The sequence below is a fragment of the Lysobacter firmicutimachus genome (genome assembly GCF_037027445.1).
Taxonomy (GTDB): Bacteria; Pseudomonadota; Gammaproteobacteria; order Xanthomonadales; family Xanthomonadaceae; genus Lysobacter; species Lysobacter firmicutimachus.
Map to the genome: position 1 here is coordinate 3685700 of NZ_JBANDL010000002.1, position 21007 is coordinate 3706706.

Annotated in this window: 11 protein-coding genes; 5 read left to right on the forward strand and 6 right to left on the reverse strand. The window is 66.3% G+C overall.

The window, feature by feature from the left end; genetic code table 11:
- Positions 1-30 precede the first annotated feature (30 nt).
- From V2J18_RS15990 to V2J18_RS16005, 4 genes are all read right to left on the reverse strand, one after another.
- On the reverse strand, positions 31-1872 hold the full coding sequence (locus tag V2J18_RS15990) for a right-handed parallel beta-helix repeat-containing protein (protein ID WP_336132315.1): 1842 nt from the start codon (positions 1870-1872) through the stop codon (positions 31-33).
- A 371-nt stretch (positions 1873-2243) separates the two neighbouring features.
- The gene (locus V2J18_RS15995) at positions 2244-4541 is read right to left on the reverse strand and encodes a S9 family peptidase (protein ID WP_336132316.1); all 2298 of its coding nucleotides are present in this window, start codon (positions 4539-4541) and stop codon (positions 2244-2246) included.
- A 153-nt stretch (positions 4542-4694) separates the two neighbouring features.
- Positions 4695-7718, reverse strand: coding sequence for a TonB-dependent receptor domain-containing protein (locus tag V2J18_RS16000; RefSeq protein ID WP_336132317.1), 3024 nt, complete (start codon positions 7716-7718; stop codon positions 4695-4697).
- Between the two features lie 422 nt (positions 7719-8140).
- Positions 8141-9022, reverse strand: a complete 882-nt coding sequence (locus tag V2J18_RS16005; protein WP_064747916.1) for a sulfite exporter TauE/SafE family protein — start codon at positions 9020-9022, stop codon at positions 8141-8143.
- A 332-nt stretch (positions 9023-9354) separates the two neighbouring features.
- Here V2J18_RS16005 and V2J18_RS16010 point away from each other — a divergent pair, with 332 nt between their 5' ends.
- The 3 genes from V2J18_RS16010 to V2J18_RS16020 all read left to right on the forward strand — a co-directional run bounded on the left by V2J18_RS16010 (position 9355) and on the right by V2J18_RS16020 (position 11686).
- On the forward strand, positions 9355-10275 hold the full coding sequence (locus tag V2J18_RS16010) for a dihydrodipicolinate synthase family protein (RefSeq protein WP_064747903.1): 921 nt from the start codon (positions 9355-9357) through the stop codon (positions 10273-10275).
- Positions 10276-10421: 146 nt separating this feature from the next.
- Complete coding sequence (locus V2J18_RS16015) at positions 10422-11111, forward strand: GntR family transcriptional regulator (RefSeq protein ID WP_336132318.1); 690 nt, start codon at positions 10422-10424, stop codon at positions 11109-11111.
- A gap of 119 nt (positions 11112-11230) precedes the next feature.
- Positions 11231-11686 (forward strand): transposase, encoded by a 456-nt coding sequence (locus tag V2J18_RS16020; RefSeq protein WP_336132319.1) that lies wholly within the window; start codon positions 11231-11233, stop codon positions 11684-11686.
- Positions 11687-12071: 385 nt separating this feature from the next.
- Here V2J18_RS16020 and V2J18_RS16025 read toward each other — a convergent pair whose 3' ends face one another.
- Positions 12072-15092, reverse strand: a complete 3021-nt coding sequence (locus V2J18_RS16025) for a TonB-dependent receptor domain-containing protein (protein WP_064747905.1) — start codon at positions 15090-15092, stop codon at positions 12072-12074.
- A gap of 140 nt (positions 15093-15232) precedes the next feature.
- A complete protein-coding gene (locus V2J18_RS16030) occupies positions 15233-18586 on the reverse strand; it encodes a TIM-barrel domain-containing protein (protein ID WP_336132320.1) in 3354 nt (1117 codons plus the stop codon).
- 323 nt (positions 18587-18909) lie between these two features.
- Here V2J18_RS16030 and V2J18_RS16035 point away from each other — a divergent pair, with 323 nt between their 5' ends.
- Both V2J18_RS16035 and V2J18_RS16040 read left to right on the forward strand, forming a co-directional pair.
- Positions 18910-20064: an SIS domain-containing protein gene (locus tag V2J18_RS16035; RefSeq protein ID WP_064747907.1), complete on the forward strand. Its 1155-nt coding sequence runs from the start codon at positions 18910-18912 to the stop codon at positions 20062-20064.
- Complete coding sequence (locus tag V2J18_RS16040) at positions 20057-20998, forward strand: ROK family protein (RefSeq protein ID WP_064747908.1); 942 nt, start codon at positions 20057-20059, stop codon at positions 20996-20998. The genes V2J18_RS16035 and V2J18_RS16040 overlap by 8 nt, the downstream gene beginning before the upstream one ends.
- Positions 20999-21007 lie beyond the last annotated feature (9 nt).

A 21007-nucleotide genomic window follows, 5' to 3' on the forward strand; every position in this document is an offset into this window, starting at 1 on the left:
GCCGCCCTGCGCCGCGGGCTGCCGCCGGGCTCAGTTGACCGTGCACGACAAGGTCACCGTTACGCTTGCGCCGGCGACCAGCGTCCCGAGCGCGATGCCGGCATCGAGCGCTGCCAGAGAAATAGGCGAGACCGGACAGGCGGCACCGCTGCATACGGGAGGCGTCGTACATGTCAGCCCCGTGCGGCTCGCCGCCGGATCGCGCAGTACCGCAGCGATGACCGAACTCGTACCGGCGTTGGTCACCACGATGCTGTAGGTGGTGCTTTGGCCGCGGTTGAGCGTGTCGCCTGCCAGATCGCTCGCCCCCGAGGCGGGCGTATTGGTCTTGCTGATGCGCAGATCGACGGAGGTCGGGCCGCTCAACTCCGAGGTCGCGCCGAACGAGGTGGTGGCGGTCTCCGCGCAGCCTGCATTCTGGCAACGCGTTGCGGTCATCCGCAGGGTAGCGGGCGCGACTCCGGCGATCGTGCAGCTGCTTGGGATCGTGGCGCTGGGACTGGCGACCGAACACGAGCCCAGCCACACCTGGGCTTCTCCGAACCCCGTGGGGTCCAAGCCACCCGGATTGTTGTAGAAGTCGATGCGATAGCCATTGGCGTTCGCGGCCGTGTCCAAGGTGAAGTGCACGGTGGAGCCGACGATCCCAGCCAGTACCGGGAAGTTCTGCAGCTGATTCGGCCCCGTGTCCGCGTCGCCGGCATCGTTGGGGGTGACGCCGTTGGCGCCCAGATCGATGCCGAGCCCACCGTTCCCGGAGAGATTGGTGTTGGCGACGATCGCGTTGTTCCCGGCGGTGGCGCCGGTTGCCTGGACGCCCGCGCCTGTGTTTCCGGTGATGGTGTTCGCTGTGATGGTGTTCTGAACGACCGATCCCAGTGCGGTCCCCGCCATCGTTATGCCAGCGCCGCCGTTGTTCGAAATCGTGTTGTTCTCTATGCGATTGGCGGCGACTTGAGTGGCGACCGCAAAGTTTCCTCCGTCCATAACGATGCCGGCGCCGAGATTTGCGCTGATCGTGTTGTTGGAAATCGTGTTGTTCTGCGTGAAGCCCCCCGCTCCGCCGAACTGCGGAATCAATCGGATGCCGGCGAGCCTGCTGCCCGAGATGTCGTTGGAACTCACCGTTACGTTGGAGACGCTGGCCAGGCCTATGCCGAAGTTCGAGCCTCGGATCACGTTGCCGCTTACCGTCGCGTTGTAGCCCGCGATAGAACCGGTGTTATAGATGCTGATTCCGTAGTTGCCGTTGGTTATCGTGTTGTTCGTCACCGTGCAGTTGTCGCTGTCTAGGCAACGAATGGCGTCGAAACCAGTGCCGGGGCTGGAAATATCGTTGCCGCTGATGACCATGTTGGTCACGCCGCTAGCCGTCACGGCGGGCTGAGCGAAGTTGGTAACGCCGATGTTCAGCAACTGGCTGTTCGCGGCCGTCGCCAAAAATGTGAGGCCGACGAAGCTCCCCCCGCCTCCGTTCAAGACGATGTCGCCGCCTCCGTTTATCACTACCGTGTCGGTGATGGCCGGCAGTCCGGGGGCGGTGACGTTGACCGTACCGGATCCGCTGAAGACGATGGTATCGTCCACCGTCGTGGTCAGATTCGCGGCCAAGATCGCCGCCCGCAGCGTCGTGCAGCTGAAGTTGGGGCTGGTGCCCGAACAGGTTCCGGCGACATCGCTCAAGCCTGTGACCGTATAGGTCGCAGCCAGCGCCGCCCCCGCCCAGAGCGGAAGCGGAATGATCGCCGCCCCGATGCAGACGCCGCGGAAGCAACGGCGACCACGGGAGGAGCCACCGGCGCAAACGTCGGCGCCGTCGCTTACGGTTGCCGAGCGACGAGTGAGAGAAGCGGGCCGCAAGCGAAAAAACATATCGATATCCCTTGGAAAGGCCACAGACCGGCGCTCTAAGCCCGGGCAGCGTGACTCCCCGAAGAAGCACTGGCCGGCGCCGACGTCGGTCCGACGCAGTGCTGTTGAATGGACAATAGAAATGCCTGTGACGGGCCGGCCGGCTCGATTAAGCCAACGTTAAGCTTGGTGAGATTGCCGCTCTGCGGGCCCGTACAGCAGCTAAAGACGGGCTCTGCCCCCTGTCGGCACGAGCGCGAACCACCGCAGGCCGCCCGGCAAGCGAGGCGACACCGGAAACCGTTTTCGAGGCAGAACCGGGCGGCGCAGACGCGCGGCCGCAAAGGAATCCGACGATTCCTCGCATACCCGAGCCTTCGCATAACCTGCCCTTACATGGATCGAGCCCGTTCTTGCCTTGCGGCCCGGCCATCGGGCTCCGGATCCAACAGCTCTCTCTTGAAGAAGCTCCGGACCAGATCGTTGAATGCCGGGCCCGTGATCTGGTGTCCGACGTTGGGCAAAACCACGGTCTCGTGCGCCTTCCCAGCGCGGTCCAATGCGCGCGAGAGCGCCAGCGTGCTCTCCAACGGGACGTTGTCGTCGATGTCGCCATGCACGAGCAGCAGTTTTCCTTGCAGCTTGTCGGCATAAGTGAGATTGGAGTTGCGGGTCCAATCGGCATCGTCCGCCAGCCCCATCCAGGCCTCCGGCCACCAGGCCTTGTCCAGCCGCAGGTCGTGGTTCCCGGACTGGGAAACGCCGACTTTGAATACGTCCGGACGATGGGCCATGAACCGGAACGCGTCGTAGCCGCCGGCCGATCCGCCGATGACTCCGACCCGATCCAGATCGAGATAGGGATATTTGTCGCGCATCGCCCTCAAGACGCGCACGTGATCTTCGATGCCCACCCCGGTAAGGTTCCTGTAAGAGGGCAAGCGGAATGCACGGCCCCGCTGCGACGTTCCGCGTGCGTCGATGGTGACCACCACCGCGCCCAGCTGGGCGAGCGCCGTCGCCATGCCCGACACATTGCGTTCGTAGTTCTCGCGGAACCGGTGCGTGTTCGGACCGGTGTAGAGATGATCGATCACCGGATAACGGCGGCTTGGATCGAACCGGCTGGGCCGGTAGATCATCGCGTACAGCGTGGTCTTGCCGTCTCCGGCCAGGGTTTCGAATACCTCCGGCGGCGTGAACCCGCTGGCCGTCATCGCGCTCGGATCGGCGCGTCCAAGCTCCATCGCTATCCGCCCATCCGCCGTACTGCGCAGCAAGGTCCGGGTCGGCTGAGTCGGACTCGACATCCGGTCGATGAACCAGCGCCCGTCTTCGGACACGGTCACTCGATGATCGAGAGGCTCGGGCGTCAGATTGACGATCGAGCCGTCCAGCCCCACCCGATACAGCATTCTGAAATAGGGATTCACGCCGGTCTCGCGACCGACGCCGCTCACCAGCACGTCGTCGTCGGAGACGTGCAACACCTCGCTCACTTCCCAGGCGCCCTGGGTAAGGCGCCTGCCGCCCTCGACCGGGTCGCCGTTCCGGATCAGGTACAGTTGGGCCCAGCCGCTGCGCTCGGAGATCAGCAGCGCACCGCCCAACGCGGGCGCCGACCGGATCGAAGTGGCGGTCGCAGTCACGTTCGGCTGCATCGCCTCACGGATGCGAGTCACGGCCTTGCCGCTGGCCGGGTCCACCTCGATCAGCTTCAATTCGCCGTAGCCTCGTCGCGTCCACTGGTAGTGAACACGACCGCCTTGCCAACTCAGAGACGGCGATATCGGAAACAACAATTCCTGTGCCGGCACATCGAGCAGCTTCGTGGTCCGGGACGCGACATCGATCAGAAGCGGACGGAACAGGGGCAATTTCGCCGCGCCAGCGGTCGGATAGACGTAACGGAATCGCTTGGGGCCGCCGCCGCCCGGCGGCCGAGGCTGTACGCCTTCGTGCAAAGTCGCCTGGTTGCGGTCGAGACGGTGGGTCAACAGGGTCGACGAATCCTGCGACCAGTACGCCTCGACCGTCATCGGCGGCGACTCCATGCCCGCCTTCACTTGATAGCCCAGTCGCGGATAATTAATTCCGTATCTGCGGTCATGGCTGCCGTCGGAGGTCAGGGGCACTTCCCGCCCTGAGCCCGTGTCCACCAGCACCAGGTTGAAGTCCCGCGAGATCACGCGAAACCTCCCATCCGGCGAGAGCACGCCTTGAACGCGGGCATCGGGCTCCCTCGATGCTTTTCCGCTCGCCAGGTCGTATCTCCAGCGCTTGTCGCCTACCGAGACTATCAACGCACCGCTTTTGCCGAGATAGTCCTGGACGCCGACAGCCTCGTTCCTGTCGGAGAAGGCTCCGGCCGCGGCGAGGGACGCGCGCAGCGCGCCGTCGCCGACCAGCACCCTGCTCGACTGCGTCTGCGGACTCGCCAGCCGGACTTCGCCACTGCGCTTGGGCCCTTTGTGGAAGACGACGTCGCTGCCGCCGCCGGCAAAAATCGCGCCCATGTCCAGATCGACGATCCATTCCCCTTCCCGCTCGGGCACGTATTTGTCGAACTCGGCATAGCGCAGCGCCCAGGCGTCGGCATCGCCCGGAGTCCCGGCGGATACGGGCGACAGGGCGAGCAACGCAAGCGCCGCGGCTACGGATCTCGGGTCGAAGCTGGCGATGAATCGCATTGACGGACGTTCCTCAGCTATTGGATTGCTTCGGCCGACTCGCAGCACCGAAGCGCTCATGCGCTCCGGCGACCTGAGAACGGCCCCACGAGACTGCCGTTCCGCGAGGAGGCTCGGAACGCCTCCCCGCGGAACGGCCGAGCTTTCGCTCGCTCAGAACCTCTGCGTGTACTTCAGGTAGACGAAGCGACCGACATCGAAGCCGCCGTAGTAGGAAACGTTCGAGCTCGGCTGCGTGTACATGACCGGTCCATAGCGCTTGAAGACGTTGTTGACGCCCAGTGCGACCGATGCGTCCCAGGGGGTGTTCCAGCGGAACTGGACGTCGTTGAAAGTCGTCGACCCGTGGCGGTTCCGGCGCTGGATCTGCGTGACCGTCCCCTGCCCCGGCAGGCTCCCGGTCGGCGCCAGGCGGATTTCGCTGCATTCCAAATGGGGATCGCTCACGCCGGCGATGAAGTAAGTGCAACCTTCCTTCATGGAGGAGTAATAGCGGGCGGACCAGCTGATTCCGAAGTGGCCCCAATCCCAACCGATGTTCAGATTGGAGCGAACCCGGAACGTGCTGGTGACGCCGACGTCCGAGATAGGAATGCGCGGGTTGTCCGTGCTGACGAAGTAGTCGCGCGACGTATAGGTGCTGTTGGACGTGACGACGAAATCGCCGTATCCGGTCTTCTTGCGATAGGTGACATCGACATCGAACCCTTCGACCTTGCGGAAGCCGGCGTTGATGCTGGAGAACTTCAGGCTATTGACGTACCCCAGCGCCGGGTCGCGGGTGAACGACGATCCCGCGGACGCTTCGCAGCGGCTCTGGATGCCCAGAACATAGCAGTCCGCCAGCATGTTGGTCGGGCTGTCGGCGACGATCGTCTGCGAAATACGCATCTTCCACCAGTCCACCGCGATGTTCAGCCCGTCGATGAAATCCGGGCTCCATACCGCTCCGATCGTCTGCGACTTCGACACCTCCGGGGTCAAGCCGGGGTTCGACTCCGACCTGAACGCCACCGGCGTCTGCGCATTCGGCGCTCCCGCCGGCACCAGCCCCTGCGCGAGCTGGCGGAAGGTATTGGCCTTCGCGCCCATGTCGCGAACGCAATTGGCGCGCGTGGTCGGGTTGCTGCTCGAGCTGCCGAAACTGGTGTCGCAGGGATCGGTGAAAGCCGAGAACGTGTCCGACCCGCCACCGTACAGGTCGGCGATGGTCGGGGCGCGGAAGCCGTCGTTCACGGTCGCACGCAGCAGCAACGACGCCACCGGGCGCCACTTCAAACCGAACTTGTTGTTGGTGGTCTGGCCGAAGGTGTCGTAGTCGGAGAAGCGGGTGGCGATATTGAGCGTCAACTCCTTGGCGAAAGGCTTGTCGGCCAGAATCGGAATCTCCGTTTCGGCGTAGAACTCGTTAACGCTGTACCGTCCGCCGGTGGGTCCGGCCGCCAGCGCGGTCGTCGTTCCCGCGATCGCCGCCGCCGAGGGCGTGAAGGTGCCGGACTCCACCCGGCGTTCGATGCCCGCGGCCAGCCCGACCGGGCCGGCAGGCAGGTCGAACACGGTGGTTGAGACGTTGGCCGATACCACCTTGGTCTTCGTCTCGCCGCGCGCGGTCTCCGGCTGCGACAGGAACGCCTGCAGTTCCGGATTCCCGGTCAGACCGCCTTCGCCGATCACGCCGTATCCCAGGAACGGGTTGAACGGCACGCAATCGCTGAACGGGATCGGCGCGGCCGCCGTGCCGCACTGGACTCGCCCCTGCGCGTTGAGGAACGAAGGCCCCACCGCCATCTGCGTGTTGGGCGTATTGAGGTTCCCGTAGCCCACATGGCGCGACTTGTTGTCGTTGTAAAGAACGCCGACATCCCAATCCACATAGCGATCGCGCCATTGGAAGCTGCCCTCCAATGCGCTCGAAACCCGAAGCGTCTTCAGGTTGCCTTCGGTGATCCGGGGCATTTCCCACGTGCGGCGCCACCAGCTCCTGATGGGTGCGGAGGTCGGGTTGAAGTAGCTCTGGGCCGACATGCCGGGCACCGTCGGAGCGAACGACGCGGCCTGCATGGGCATGCCGGCGGTGCTGCGGGCGTTGTCCCGCTCGCCGTACAACAGGTTGGTCCGCCAGCTGAGGCTGTCGCTGAAGCGGTACCGGCCGTCGACGAAGAGCGACTTGGACTTCAACGGGGTCCGCAGATCCGTCTGGGCGTTCGGATTGCTCTTGTGCCGGCTCGATCCGGGCACGCACCCGTTGATCGAGGCGCCAGCCGATACGGCGCAGCTGCCGGTGTTTACGTCTTGACGAATATAGTCCGCCGGCGTGCGCGGATTGCCGCCGTCGCGCAGGACCACCCGAGTCCCGTTGGGAATGCCCGGGATGCGATTGGTGGCCGAGGTCACGAAGCCGCCGCCGGCGCTGACGGTAGACCAACCGTCCGTTGGATGCAGATTGGAACGAGGATACGCGCTGAATTCCCGGTCGCTAGCAGCCACCCTGTCCTCGTCGCGGATTTCGCCCCCCACTGCAATCGAGAAGCGCTCGCCGGTATGCCCATAGGAGAAGTTGGCGTTGGTGATTCCGCCATCGCCCTGGCTGTATTGGCCTATGTATCCGCCGATGCTGGCGCCGTTGAAGTCGGCGCGGGTGATGATGTTGATGACGCCGGAAATCGCATCGGAGCCGTAGATGGAGGACGCGCCGTCCTTGAGCACTTCGATGCGTTCCACCATCGCCGCCGGAATCGACGAGATGTCGGCCAAGCCCCCGGTGGTCACGCCCAAGCGTCGACCGTTGAGCAAGACCAAAGTACGCGCCGCGCCGAGATTGCGCAGACTCACGTACGACCCGCCGACCGCTTCGCCCGACAACAGCGGAGAGGCTCGACTCGCCGGCGGCGCGCCGGTCGCCGACACCGCCTGGAGAATGTCCGACACCGATTGGAAGCCCTGCTTCTCGATACTCTGCCTGTCGATGACGGTCACCGGCTGCGCCGTCTCCATGTCGACTTGCCGCAATCGGGTCCCGGTCACCTCCACTCGATTGACCGTCACCGGCGCCTTTTCGGCTTCTACGCCGCTGTTTCCGCCTTGCTCGGCTGCGTAACCCACGCAGGAGAAGACGGAAACGCCCGAGGCCAGCGCGACTACGATGGCGTCGCGGAGCGGATTGGTTTGCATGAACATCGTTTACCCCCTGTGATACCGGCCCCGCATCCGGAGCCTGTGATGGAGTGGATCGAAAGGCGGGTTTCCGACCTCTTGCAGCGGTACGTCCTGCGCCGTGCGGTTGAAAACGGATCGCCACGTCGGCCAGGGGCGCGACATGACGACCGGAGAAACCCGGGTACACCGGTAGAGGCCGGCCGCGATCGCCGCGACCGCCCTCTTTCCGTCTGATGACCGTCCATGGGCGAATTGCTCGCTTTCCGCATGTCTTTCGGTTATGCGCGCAGCTCCCAGCCCTCGTTCGCGGCCGCCATGACGGATTCCGCGGAGCTCGCTCGCGTCCGACGATGCGATCCGGCGCCTCGGCGCCGGCCCGAGCCGATTGCGGCCCGGTCGTATCCGCGAAGCTGGCGATAACTTAGGCACGGCGGTTCTCGTCCTTAATTCGGACTTGCCGGCACGCGCGCGACTCGGCGCGACTTGGCCGCCGATCGCAGCAGCAGCAGGGCCGTGTACAGCGCCACCGAGACCACGCCCCAGCGCAGTGCCGCCAACGGCAGTTGCTTGACCACGTACGCCGCCAGCATCACGGCGGGAACGCCGCCGATCGCCAGCCCAATCACCACTTTCAGATCGATGCGCCGGGAGCGGACGAATCCCATGCCGCTGATCGGCATCAGGAAGGCGCAGGCTCCCATCATCACGGGGAAGGCGGCAGTCGGGCTCAGCCCGAGCAGGCTCAGAATCACCAGCGAAGGCGCGTACAGGCCGATGCCGAAGCTCATCAGCATGCCCAGTACGAGATGCGCCATCACGGCGACCGCGAACTTCGCGCCGCCGAGAGCGAACGCGTCGCCGCCGGCCGGCAACAGATCGAGATTGGTCGCCGCATACAGAGCCGCGGCGATCAGCATCGCCAGGCCGACCATCCATTGCACATGACGCGTAGCCACTTTGGTGGCCAGCTGCGTACCGATCAGCGCACCGTTCACGGCCGCTGCGATGCAACCCAGAAGCAGCAGCGGGTCGATGTATATCAAATGGATGAAGACCAGCGCCTGCACCAGCGTCGGCAACGCATGGCCGGCGTTGAGGACGGCAGGCATGTAGCTGTCGGGCACGAGCTTGCGCAGCTTCAGATACGCCGTCGTCGGCGCGAAGGAGCCGATGCCCAGCGTATCGAAGAAGTTCGTCGCCGCGCCCAATCCGATCGCTTCATAGTTCGGGCGCAGTTCGGATCGTTGATAAGCGGTCGCCGTCAAGACGATCAGGAACAACACGGCCAGCAAGCCCAGCGCAGCGAACAGAAGGATCGTCGTCACGGCACAGCTCCGGCGCTCGCCGAGCGCATGCCCGGACCAGGAGCGCAGCCACGCCGAAGCGGCGACTTCCGCAACCGCCATGACGGTTGCGGCAGGTGATCGAGCGCGATCGAACCCAGCCTGCGCTCGCGCTTACCGTCGCACGTCGACGGATTCCGGCCGCGTGCTTGGCGGAGCGATGTCCCCCCCGGCACCAGGCGTACAGCCTCGTGCTTGGCCAGAACCGATTCCCCTTCACGGATACGCAAAGTGAGCCCCTCGCCGACGCTTGACACTAAAATTTGTATCTTGTATACGATATACCGTGACAGCTGTCAACAAAAGGTCCGCAGATGATTCGCGATGTCTCTCTATGGCGCGGCGTGGTGCCCGCGGCGACGACTCAGTTCGCCACGGACATGTCGGTCGATATCGACGCCACGCAACGCGTCCAAGACGCGTTGATCCGCGACGGCGTCCACGGGCTGATAGCGATCGGTACGGTCGGAGAGAACAACTCGCTGGAACCGGACGAGAAAATCGCGGTTCTCGCAGCGGCGGTAGAAGTGGCCGCCGGGCGGGTGCCCGTCATCGCAGGCGTCTGCGAACTGACCACGGCACGTGCGGTCGCATTCGCCCGGGCCGCCGAGGACATAGGCGTATCGGGACTGATGGTCTTGCCGGCGATGGTCTACGTACCGACGGAAGCCGAACTGGTCGCGCACTTCCGCGCGGTGGCGACCAGCACCTACTTGCCGGTCATGCTCTACAACAATCCCCCGGCCTATCGGGCCGAGGTCACGATGCGCACCCTGGCCGCCCTCGCGGACCTGAAGAACGTCGTCGCGCTGAAGGAAAGCACGCCGGACCCTCGTCGCTTTACCGATATACACAACGCCTTCGGCGATCGTTACGCGCTGTTCGCCGGACTGGACGACATCGCCCTGGAGGGGCTGCTGCTGGGCGCCCGCGGCTGGGTTTCCGGGCTGACCAACGCGTTCCCGCAAGAATCGCTGGCGCTATGGAAAGCGGTGCAACGCGGCGACCTGGCTCAAGCCTTGATCATCTACCGCTGGTTCATGCCCCTGCTCCATCTCGATGCGGCGCACGACTTGGTGCAGGCCATCAAGCTCGCCGAAACCATCATGGGCCGCGGCAGCGAGCGGGTACGCATGCCGCGCATGCCGTTGACGGGAGCGCGCTACAACGAAGTCAAGCGCTTGGTGGAAACGGCCGCGGCGACGCGCGCCTGCCTGTCCGATGTCGTGGCCTGATCTGTCCATCGGCGCGGGATGTCCGCGGCCTGACTTGGCCACCGCACGCAGCGAAAAACGCGCCGCGTTTTCGGCCGTACGGCCGGCGGAACCGGCCGGAGCCGAGCGCGGATTTTCGGACAAAGACTCTGCGCTAGACTGGGTGCATGACCATTGTGAACCGCACTCTTTCCGAGCAGGCTTTCCAGATCATCCGCGAGCGGATCCTGTCGAATCGAATGCCGCCGCTGACCCTGCTCCGGCAGGAGGCGCTGGCGGCCGAACTCGGCATCAGCAAGATTCCCCTGCGCGAGGCGCTGACCCGATTGGAGCAATACGGATTGCTTCGCTCTAGCATCAATCGCGGTTACTACGTTCCGCCCTTGACGATCGCGGAAGCCGAGGAGGTTTTCGCTCTGCGGGTAAAGATCGAGCCCGAGGCCGCGGCTCAAGCCTGCCTGGAAGCCAGCGACGACGAGATCGAGACGGCGAAAACCGCCTTGGCGGCGCTGGAGGCCATATCAGGGGTCGATCCCCAGCAGACCGTAGCCTTCAATCGCGCATTCCATTTGGCGCTGATTCGGCCGGGAAACCGCCAGGTCACGTATTTGCTGGTGGAACGCCTGCACGTGTTGGCCGAGCGCTATGTTCATATGCATCTCGAGCCCGCGGGACGCGACGCCAGGGCCCTGCGCGAACATAGGGACTTGCTGGCCGCCTGGCTCGCGCGCGACGCCAAGAACGTAAGCCTTCAGCTGACCCGGCACATCGTGCTTACTCTCCACGATCTTCGCCAGCAATTGTTCGAGAACGAAACCATTATCAAGTCGAACGTGCCGCCCAGACCGAACGATTGAACCCAGGCGCACCTTGCCTTCTGCATTCCGGTGAGGGCGCGCTTGGTTTCGGCGTCACGATGAGTTCGCGATCGCGGGAAGCTCGTGGATTACGGCTTGCGCATTCAAAGGATATCTCAATGCCGCCGACCGGAACGTTACCGCTTATGCCGCCGTCATACCTGACCGACGCGCAATGGACCGCAGTGCTGGATAACCTTCCTAGGCGCCTTGGCATACGCGCCCGCAACCGGAGCGCCGATTATCGGCGGTTCGTCGATTCCATCATCTGGGTATCGGTCGACGATCGGCCGTGGACCAACGTATCGGCCAACCAATTCAGGGCCAGGCAGATCTATGCCAGATTCCTCCGTTGGCGCAACGCCGGTGCGTGGAACGCCGTCGCCGACGCTATCGGCGCCGACTCAGACCTTTCTGCGGCGTTGAAGCGGCGTGTGCGGCTGCACATCGAACACAGCTCCAAGCTCCGCAATCGCAAGGCCGACCTGGTGCAGCGTTATCGCGCGCAATCGAGCCCGGAAGAGGCACTCCCCACCACCGCATGGGCCAACGCATCGCCAAGCCAGGGCATGTAACGGCTACAACGCAGTCCGCCGCGGGCCGGCGCACCATCGCATCGAGCTTGGGTTCGTCTGTCGCGATAGCGGAACGGGACAGCGGCTGCACGAAGATCGACGCTGTCGGCTCGGTGGCGGTCAGGCCGCAGCGGACGGCTTGCGGCCGCCTGAACGACCAGCGGTGCGATCGCTACTGGCCGAGACGAGTAAACCGCGTTGTCGCGTTGCGTTCCACCGGCGCATCGACGGGTAGCTCGCGCAGTGACGCTAGGCCGTTGGAAGTCCGTTCGCCATCGGCGCGCTCCGGCATCGAAGCGGCCCTGTCCTTCCAGTTCGGCTCCCATCCGCAGGACAGCCTCGTGCCGCACGACCGCGCCGGCGACAGCCGGCGCGGTCGGTCCCGTCAGAACTTGTAGCCGACGGTGAAGCTGTAGCTGCGGCCGAAGATGCTGGCGTAGTCGCTGGAATCGCCAAGGAAGCTGTTCGGGTCGTAGAACGGCTGACGGTCGAACAGGTTCTTGACCGTGACGCCGAGGTTGAGCTTCTCGGTCGGGCGCCAGGCCAGGCTCAGGTTGGCCGTCCACCACGACGGCACACCGTCGCATTGCGCCTCGGGCAGGGCAAGGTGGCCGGCGGTGCAGGTCTCCTCGTTGTTGTCCTCGGCGTCGATGCGGTCCCAGCCCCACTTGGTGTGGCCGACGTAATTGACGAAGAAACTGGTGGTGAACTGGCGGTAGTTCCAGTCGGCGTTGACCGTGGCGCGCAGGCGCGGATTGCCGTAGTAGCCGATGGTGTTGCCGTAGTACCAGCCGTTCTCATCGTCGAGATAGGCCTGCTTGCGGCGCGCGATGGTGGCGGCCAGGCCGATGTTCAGGCTGCCCCACTCGCCCAGCGAGAAACGGCTGCGCGCATCGATGTCGAAACCGTCGACCAGGGTGCGGCCCTTGTTCTTGTACTGGCCGACGACGCTGGCGACGTTGCCGACGCTGTAGCCCGGCAGCGTGCCCGGACAGCGCACGCCGCTGGCCGGGTCGGCGCACATCGCCGCCACTGCCGCCACCGCGGCGCGGTCGGAATCGGTGATCGGCGAACGGGTCGAGGACAGGATGTCCTCGGCCTTGCTGTAGTCCGGCGCGGCGATCTCGTTGCGACGGTAGATGAACCAGTAGTCGGCCGACACCGACAGCCAGTCCAGCGGCTCGAACACAAAGCCCAGGGTGGCGATCTTGGCCTTCTCCGGCTTGAGGTCCTGGTTGGGCTGGGTCATGCGCGCCACAGTGCGGCTGCAGTCGGCGTTGAGCAGCGAGTTGCCCAGGTCGACGTCGCCGCTGCGACGCGACTGGCGCAACAGGTTGGCGATGGCGTTGGTCTCGGCGCAGCGGACTTCGTCGCGATAGCCGCCGAGCTGGGCGAACACGCCGCCGGTGCCGGCTTCGGCCAGGCTCGGAGCGCGGAAGCCTTCCGAATAGGTGCCGCGCAGCAGCAGCTCCGGCAGCACCTGATACTTCAGGCCGATCTTCGGCGCCAGGTTGGCATTGAAGTTCGGGTACTTGTCGATGCGCAGCGCGGCGTCGAGTTCGAGCTTGTCGGTCAGCGGCGCGACGGTTTCGGCGAACAGCGCGTAGGTGTTGCGCTTGCCGTCGAACCAGGATCCGCCCTGCTGGGTGATCAGGCCGTTGGCGGCGTCCTCGTTGCCCGGGGTATAGAAGGTCTCGCGGCTGATGTTGAAGCCGAACGCGGCTCGCATTTCGCCGCCCGGCAGATTGGCCAGCGGGCCTTCGATCTTGCCGTCCAGGGTGTGCAGGCGGGTCCAAGACTGGATATCGAAGGTCGGATACGCCTCGCGCAGCAAGGCCGCGTTGGCCTCGCTGATCTCGCCGAACTTGTACGCGGGATGATCGGAGATGATCACGCGGCCGGTGCCGGGATCGATGGTGAACGGGCCGAACGCCTTGCGAAAACCTTCCAGGTTGACGTTGACGGTCTGGTAGGTGACCGAGTGGGTGCCGGCGGTGGCGAACGCGGTCTCCCAGTTCCAGTCGCCGAAGCTGCCGCGCAGGCCGGCCAGGCCGCGGTAGCTCTTGTCGGTGTTGCGCTGGCCGAAGTAGTTGCCGCCGGCGTCCTGCAGCAAGTACTGCAAGCCGACCACGCCGCCCATCAACGCCTTCAGCTCGGGGCTGGCGCGGTTGTACTCGTTGTTCGGGCCGAGGAAGGGATAGCGGAACTGGTTGACCGTGGTGCCGGTGTCGCGCGAGAACCAACTGGTCGGGTTCCCGGTGGTGGTGCTGAAGGCGCGCGGCGTGCCGCCGTTGGCGCGCAGGTCGATGTCGGTATAGGTCAGCTCGGCGAAGGCTTCGGTGGTCTCGCCGAGCAGGAAGTGGGCGTTGACGTAGCCGGTCATGCGCTCGGTCTGCGCGCCGGCGTCGATCTCGTTGTTCATCCAGGTCTGCCAAATACAACGCGGGCCGGCGGCTTCGCCGGTGAGCACGTTGTTGCAGCCCGGCGCGGCTTCCTGCACCCGTGCGCCGGTCCGGGGGTTGAAGGCGAAATAAGTGCCGGGGTTGAACTCGCCCGGCTTGCTGCCGGTGCCCAGGCGCAGGTTCTTCAGATAGTTGGGGTTGTTGACGTAGTACTGATCGGGCCGCTTGTCGTAGAAGTCGCTCAACGGGATCGCATCGCGGCGATAGAAGTTGAACGAACCGTAGACGTTGTAGCGGTCTTCGTTGAGATCGCCGAAGCCGGCGGTGATGCTGGCCTGATGCTCGCCGTAGGAATCGATGCGCGAGGACATGTCGGTGGTGGCGCTGACCTCCGCCCCCTGATAGTTGCGCTTGGTGATGACGTTGATCACGCCGGCGACCGCGTCGGTGCCGTACACCGCCGACGCGCCGTCGGTCAGCACTTCCATGCGTTCGATCGCCGCGGCAGGGATCGCGTCGATGTTGACGAACTGGGTCTGGAACCCGGCCGGCGCGCCGTAGTAGGACAGGCGACGGCCGTTCAACAGCACCAGCGTGCCCTGCGCGCCGAGGCCGCGCAGGTTGGCCTGCGACGCGCCGTCCGAGCCGGTGAACAGCGAGCGCGAGTCCTGCTGCGCCGGACGCGCGGCCGGCAGATTATCGAGCACCTGCAGCAGGGTGCGTGCACCCATGTTCTCGATGTCCTGCTTGCTGATGACCTGCACCGGCGAGGCGGTTTCCACGTCGAGACGACGGATATTGGAGCCGGTCACTTCGACCCGCGACAGTTCGGTGGTCTTGTCCGAGCCGCCGGCGCTGTCGACGTCGGCCGATCCGTCCTGTGCGGCTGCGAACGAAGCGTGGCCCAACAGCGCGGCGGCCAAGGCCAGCGACAACGGGGTGGCGGAATAGCGGGATGGACGGTCGGCGCGTTGACGGCGCGGGCGGCGGCTAGCGGGCAACATCGGAACTCTCCTGGCAGGATCTGCGGCGCGGATGGCGGACGAAAGGCAACAGCGATCCCGGGCCGCGGCCGGACGGCCGCAGTCGGTATGGCGGGGGGAGGAGCGGTGTTACGTTTTCGGTACGGCGGGGTCGAGTGGGTTCATGGCGCGAGGATGCTGGCGGTATCGCCCTCCTGGCCGATCAGCACGGCGTTGGCCCAGTTGGCGCAGACCTGGGCGGGTTGGTTGCCCTGCGCGCCGAGCGTGCGCAGGCTGAGGGAAGACAGGCCGCGGATGTCCAGTTCCGGCTTGACCACGCCCGGCGCTTTCACCAGGCCGCTGTCGTAGAGCAGGCGTCCGTCGCCCCAGACCTGGAATTGCAGGCCGCCGGCGGCGCGGCAGGCATCGTCGATGCCGAGGTCGGCGCGCAGCAGGCGCCACTGCCCTTGCAGGCGCAGGTCGATGCGGCTGGCCGGGCCGACGCCGAGGCCGCGGCGGAACAGCAGGCCGTTCATGCGCAACGCATCGTCGCCGCGGAAGGCGCGGTCGCTGCGCACGGTGTGGGCCAGCGCGGCCGGCAACGGCAGCTCGGAGAGGTAGCGTTGCTGTGCCGGCCGCTCCGGTTCTTGATGTTCGAGGATGTGGAAGCTCGACAACGCGATCGGGCCGACGTCGCGCGGCTGCAAGGCATCGACCGCGCGCGCCGCGCCGCCCTGGGCGGCAACGACCATCGGGTCGGCGCCGGAGGCGCCGTCGCCGTCGGGGTTCTGCACGCTGAGCACACGGAAGCGCAGCAGGCGGCCGGCGCGCGCCGGTAACTCGATGCGCTGCGGTTCCTGCTTGAGCTGCAGGCGGCCGCGCGCGATCGGCTCGCCCCATTCGCCGTTGCTGTCGCCCAGGTAGATCTCGTAGTCGCGGACCTGGCCGTGCTTCCAGTGCTGGTCGTTGCGCGGCGCCAGCTCGATGCCGTCGATCAGCTTGCGCTCGCCGAAGCCGATCGTCCATTCGTGCGCGCCGGTGCGCACGGCCTGGTTGCGCACGCTGCGGAACCAGGTCTTGGGGTCCTCGTCGAAGGCGTTTTCCAGCGCATGGCCGGGTTCTTCGGCGGGACGATTGACCACCAGCAGGCTGTCGGCCGGCAGCGCGCGGCCCAGCGCCGGCGCGGCCGGGTAGGCATCGTCGGCGACCGCCGCCGCGACGGGAATGTCGAGCACGACCTGCAGCGGCTTGCGGATATCGACCGCGGCGGTGCGTACGTGCACGCTGCCCTTGCGCTCGGCCGGATCGAAGTACCAGCCCTCGGACGCGGCCTGCCACGCGGCGGCATCGGCCAGCTTCGGCAGTGCGCGGCCGTCCTGCGACACCGCGCGCGGCGCCTGCCGAGTGAGCACGCGCAAGCCGTAGCGGCGTTGCGGCAACTGGCCTTGGTACTGGCCTTGCACCGCGTCGATGCGCACCGTCACCGGACCGCTGCCCTGCGCCGGCGCGCTCATCCGCACCCGTTGAGTGCTCGACTCGCCCTGCTCGAAACGGCGGGTATTGCCGTCGTCCTCGTACAGCGCGTACTGCGATTCGCCCTGCGGATACAGATCGAAAGTGATTTCGTCGAGCGGCTTCTCGCCGTCGTAGAGCATCGCCGGATGCATCGGCACGATCGCGCCGGCGCGCACGAACAACGGCAGCGTGGCGAGGTCGACCTGCCGGTCCAGCTCGCGCCCGGCGGCGCCGGCCTGCACGCTGCGCCCGTCCCAATAGTCGATCCAGCGCCCGGCCGGCACGTGGATGCCGCGCCGCCAGCCGCGGCTGGCGGCCTGGCTGCGGTAGACCGGCGCCACCAACAGATCGCGGCCGAGCAGGAACTGATACTTGTAGGCCTCGTCCTGCGCGTGCGGGTCCTGCGGGTAGTCCCACATCAGCCCGCGCACCGGCGGCGCGCCGGTCTGCGCCGCCTCATGGGCCAGGCCGTACATGTACGGGGTCAGCCGCATCTTCAATTTCAGGTAATCGCGGTTGATGCTGCGGTAGGGCTCGTCGAACCACCACGGATGCTTGCGCGCGTTCGACGACCAGCCCGACATGCCCATCAGCACCGGAGTGAAGGCCTTCCACTGCAGATCGCGGGTGTAGGTCTCGGCGCTGCCACCGAAGATCGCATCGACGTCGCCGGTGGCGTAGGCCATGCCCGACAGGCCCGAGCCGATCAAGGTCGGCACGTGCCAGCGGATGTAGTCCCAACTCGCGCTCTGGTCGCCGGTCCAGGCCACCGCGTAGCGCTGGATGCCGGCCCAGCCCATCACCGTCCACAGGAAGGGACGCGAATCGGAGTTGTGCAAGATGCCGTTGAACGCCGACTGGTTGGCGTCCATCGCGAACTGATAGCCCTTGCCGGTCCAGGCCACGTCGAGCTTCTGCACCCGGCTGCCGGCGGTACCGACTTCCCAGGCGATCTTGTCGACCCCGTTCTCGGTCCACAGGCCGGTGCGGAAACCGTACTTGGCCAGCCCCTTCACCGTCTCCGGCAGTTGCTTGTAACCGCAGCCGTAGCCGTCGTTGGGCAGGATCCAGCCGCCGGGCATGTCGTGCTCGCGGTACTGGCGCGCCACGCTTTCGACCACGTCGGGCGTGGTGCCGGTGGCGCCGTCGCGCCAGCCTTCCGGCACGGTGCCGGGCTTTTTGCCGTTGTCGCCGTCGTTGTAGCAGTCCGCGTCGCCGTAAGACAACGCCCAGCGCGGCAGCAGGCCGGGGCGGCCGGTCAGGCGAGTGTAGCGTTCGAGCAAGCGCGGCAGCTCGCCGACGAAGTAGTAGGCGTCGAAGCGGTCCTCGCGATGCAGCAAGGTGGCCTGGTCGGGCTGGCGCAAGTCGTAACTGCCGTCGCTCCAGGTGTTGCGCAACATGCCCCAGCCGCGCGAGCTGAGCAGCATGGGCGCCGGGCTGGGCCGATCGCCCTCTTCCCAGCCGCCGGAATAAGAAACCTCCAGTTCGCGGCCCTTGAACTGGTAGCGGCCGTTCTGCTGGCCGCCGCCGTAGAAAGCCTCGTCGGCCTGCGACGACAACACTTGCACGCTCTGGGCCGCGTCCAGATCCAGCGGTTGCAGTTCCTGCCACAGCGGCACGCGGCGCTCGCCGTCGATCCGCTCCAGGCGCAGCTTCAGCGGCTGTCGCTGCACGTGCAGCACCAATGCGCCGGTGCGCACGCGCAGTTCGCTCGCATCCTCTTCCAGGGTCGCCGCGACCGCGGCCGCCGGCTGCGGCAGCACGATCGGCGCGGCCTTGTCGCCGGCCGGCGCCAGCTTGCCGCGGCGTCCGGCCTGCACCCGCACGATGTCGTCGGCCAGCACCTCGATGCGCAGCACGCTGCCGGTGTCGGTGCTCAACTCCCAACTCGGAGTCGCGCCGGCCGCGGCGCGCACAGCGCGCAGGTTGCCGACCGGTTCGGCCGCGGCCGGAACGGTCGAGGCCATCAGCGCCGCCAGGATCGCAGTCGACAGTCGCGGACGACGCACGCGGAATTCCACCTTGCCCCCAGCGCCCGCTCGACGGGCATTCGTAATGTATTGCGACCGACTCTAGGACAGGGTTTCGAAATCTGTCAACAAACTGAAAGTAAAAAGGAAGAATTTTTACAGCAAAACGAAAGATTGTGCATTGCAATACTTTCTAATAACTCCAAAAACCCCTGTTAAGCCCGCGACGAAAGCCGAATCCGCCTTAACTTTCGCTTTTGTCCCCGGGCCGGCCGCAACGAAGCCCAACCCGACGTTTTCTTTTGTTTTACTTTCGATAATTGACTTTCCGAAAGAAAACACAGATCGTGCCCTCGCTTCGACAGGAACCCTCCATGGACCTCACTCCGCTTCCCGACTCGTCCGCCTGGCAACGCCTGGGCGGGGCCGACACCGCTGCCGAGATCGCCCAACAACCGGCCTTGTGGGACCGGCTGGCCGAGGATCTGGCGCAGGCGCGCGAACGCGTGCAAGCCTTCCTCGGCGACCGTCTGAACGATCCGCGTCAACGCGTGCTGTTCACCGGCGCCGGCAGTTCCGGCTTCATCGCCGACATGGTCGCCGACCGCATCAATGCGCAGTGGCCGGCCGACGTGCGCGCCGTGCATACCACCAGCCTGCTGACTCATCCGGGGTTGTACCTGCAGCGCGACCGCCCGACTCTGCTGGTGTCGTTCGCCCGCAGCGGTTCCAGTCCGGAAAGCGTGGCGGCGGTCGAGCTGCTGCGCGCCCAGGTCGACGACGCGCGCTTCCTCGACATCACCTGCAATCCCGATGGCGAATTGGCTCGTCGCGGCGCCGATCGCGAAGACACTTGCACCCTGCTGATGCCGGCCGCCAGTTGCGACCGCGCCTTCGCCATGACCAGCAGTCTCAGCTGCATGCTGCTGGCGGCGCTGAGCGTGTTCGACGCCGCGCCGTGGCCGCAGCGCGGCGAACGCCTGCGGCAATTGGCCGTGCTGGCGCGCGAAGGCCTGGCGCAGTGGGATGCGCCCGCCGGCGCCCTGGCGCAACGCCCCTTCGATCGCGTGATCTACCTAGCCAGCGGCCCGCTGGAAGCGCTGGCGCGCGAAGCGGCTCTAAAGGTGCTCGAACTCACCGCCGGGCAAGTGCTGGCCCTGGCCAACACCCCGTTGGGCTTCCGCCACGGGCCCAAGTCCACCCTCAACGGCGACACGCTGGTGGTGGTGATGCGCAGCGCCCAGGCGCTGGCGCGCCGTTACGAGCAGGATCTGCTCGACGAACTGCGCCGCGACGGCGTCGCCGGCCGGGTGCTGGCGATCGGTCCGCATTCCGACATCGGCAGCGACGACGACCACAGCCTGCGCGCACCGCCGCTGGACGACGCCTGGCTGGCGCCGGTGTGGCTGATCTTCGCCCAGTTGTATGCGCTGCAACGCTCGGCCGCGCTCGGCCTGACGCCGGACAACCCGTTCCCGGACGGCACCGTCAACCGGGTGGTCAAGGGCGTTACCATCCACCATGGCTGACGCCCCGCATCCCGAAATTCGCTACGGCATCGACATCGGCGGCACCAAGATCGAACTGGTCGCCTGCGATGCCGCGTTGGAGGTGCGCTACCGCCGGCGCATAGCCACGCCGCAGGGCGACTACGCCGGCTTCCTGGCCGCGTTGCAGGCGCTGGCGGCCGACGCCGACGCCGAACTCGGGCAAACCGATACGGCGATCGGCATCGCCCTGCCCGGCGTGCGCGACCGCCGCAGCGGCCGGCAGCTCAGCGCCAACGTTCCCGCCCTGACCGGACACAGCGTCGCCGCCGACCTGCGGGCGCGGCTGTGCCGGCCGCTGCACTTCGGCAACGACCTGCAGTGCTTCGCCTTGTCGGAAGCGCACGGTGGCGCCGCCGAAGGCTACCCGAGCATGTTCGGCGCGATCCTCGGCACCGGCGCCGGCGGCGGCTACTGCCTGCACGGCCAACTGGTCGCGGGCTTCAACGGCCTGGCCGGCGAATGGGGCCATTGGAGCGTGCCGGCGCACCTGCTGCAGCGCTACGAACTGCCGGTGCTGGATTGCGCCTGCGGCCTGCGCGGCTGCGTCGAACGTTATGTCTCCGGCAGCGGCCTAGTCGCGCTGCATCGCCATCTGCACGGCGAAGCCGCCGACGCCGGCGCGGTGATCGCGCAGGCCGAGGCCGGCGACGCGCGCGCGCGCCGGGCCCTGGCGATCCATCTGGATCTGCTCGGCCACAGCCTGGCCGCGCTGGTGCTGCTGCTGGATCCGCACGTGATCGTGCTCGGCGGCGGTCTGTCGCAGCATGCCCCCTTGTACGCCGCCTTGCCGGCGGCGGTCGCCGCGCACCTGTTCGACGGAGTGCAGGTGCCGCCGGTCGTGCCGCCGCGTTTCGGCGATGCCGGCGGCGCCCGCGGCGCTGCCCTGCTGGCCTGGCGGCCGGCCCTGTCCTGAATCTCGTCG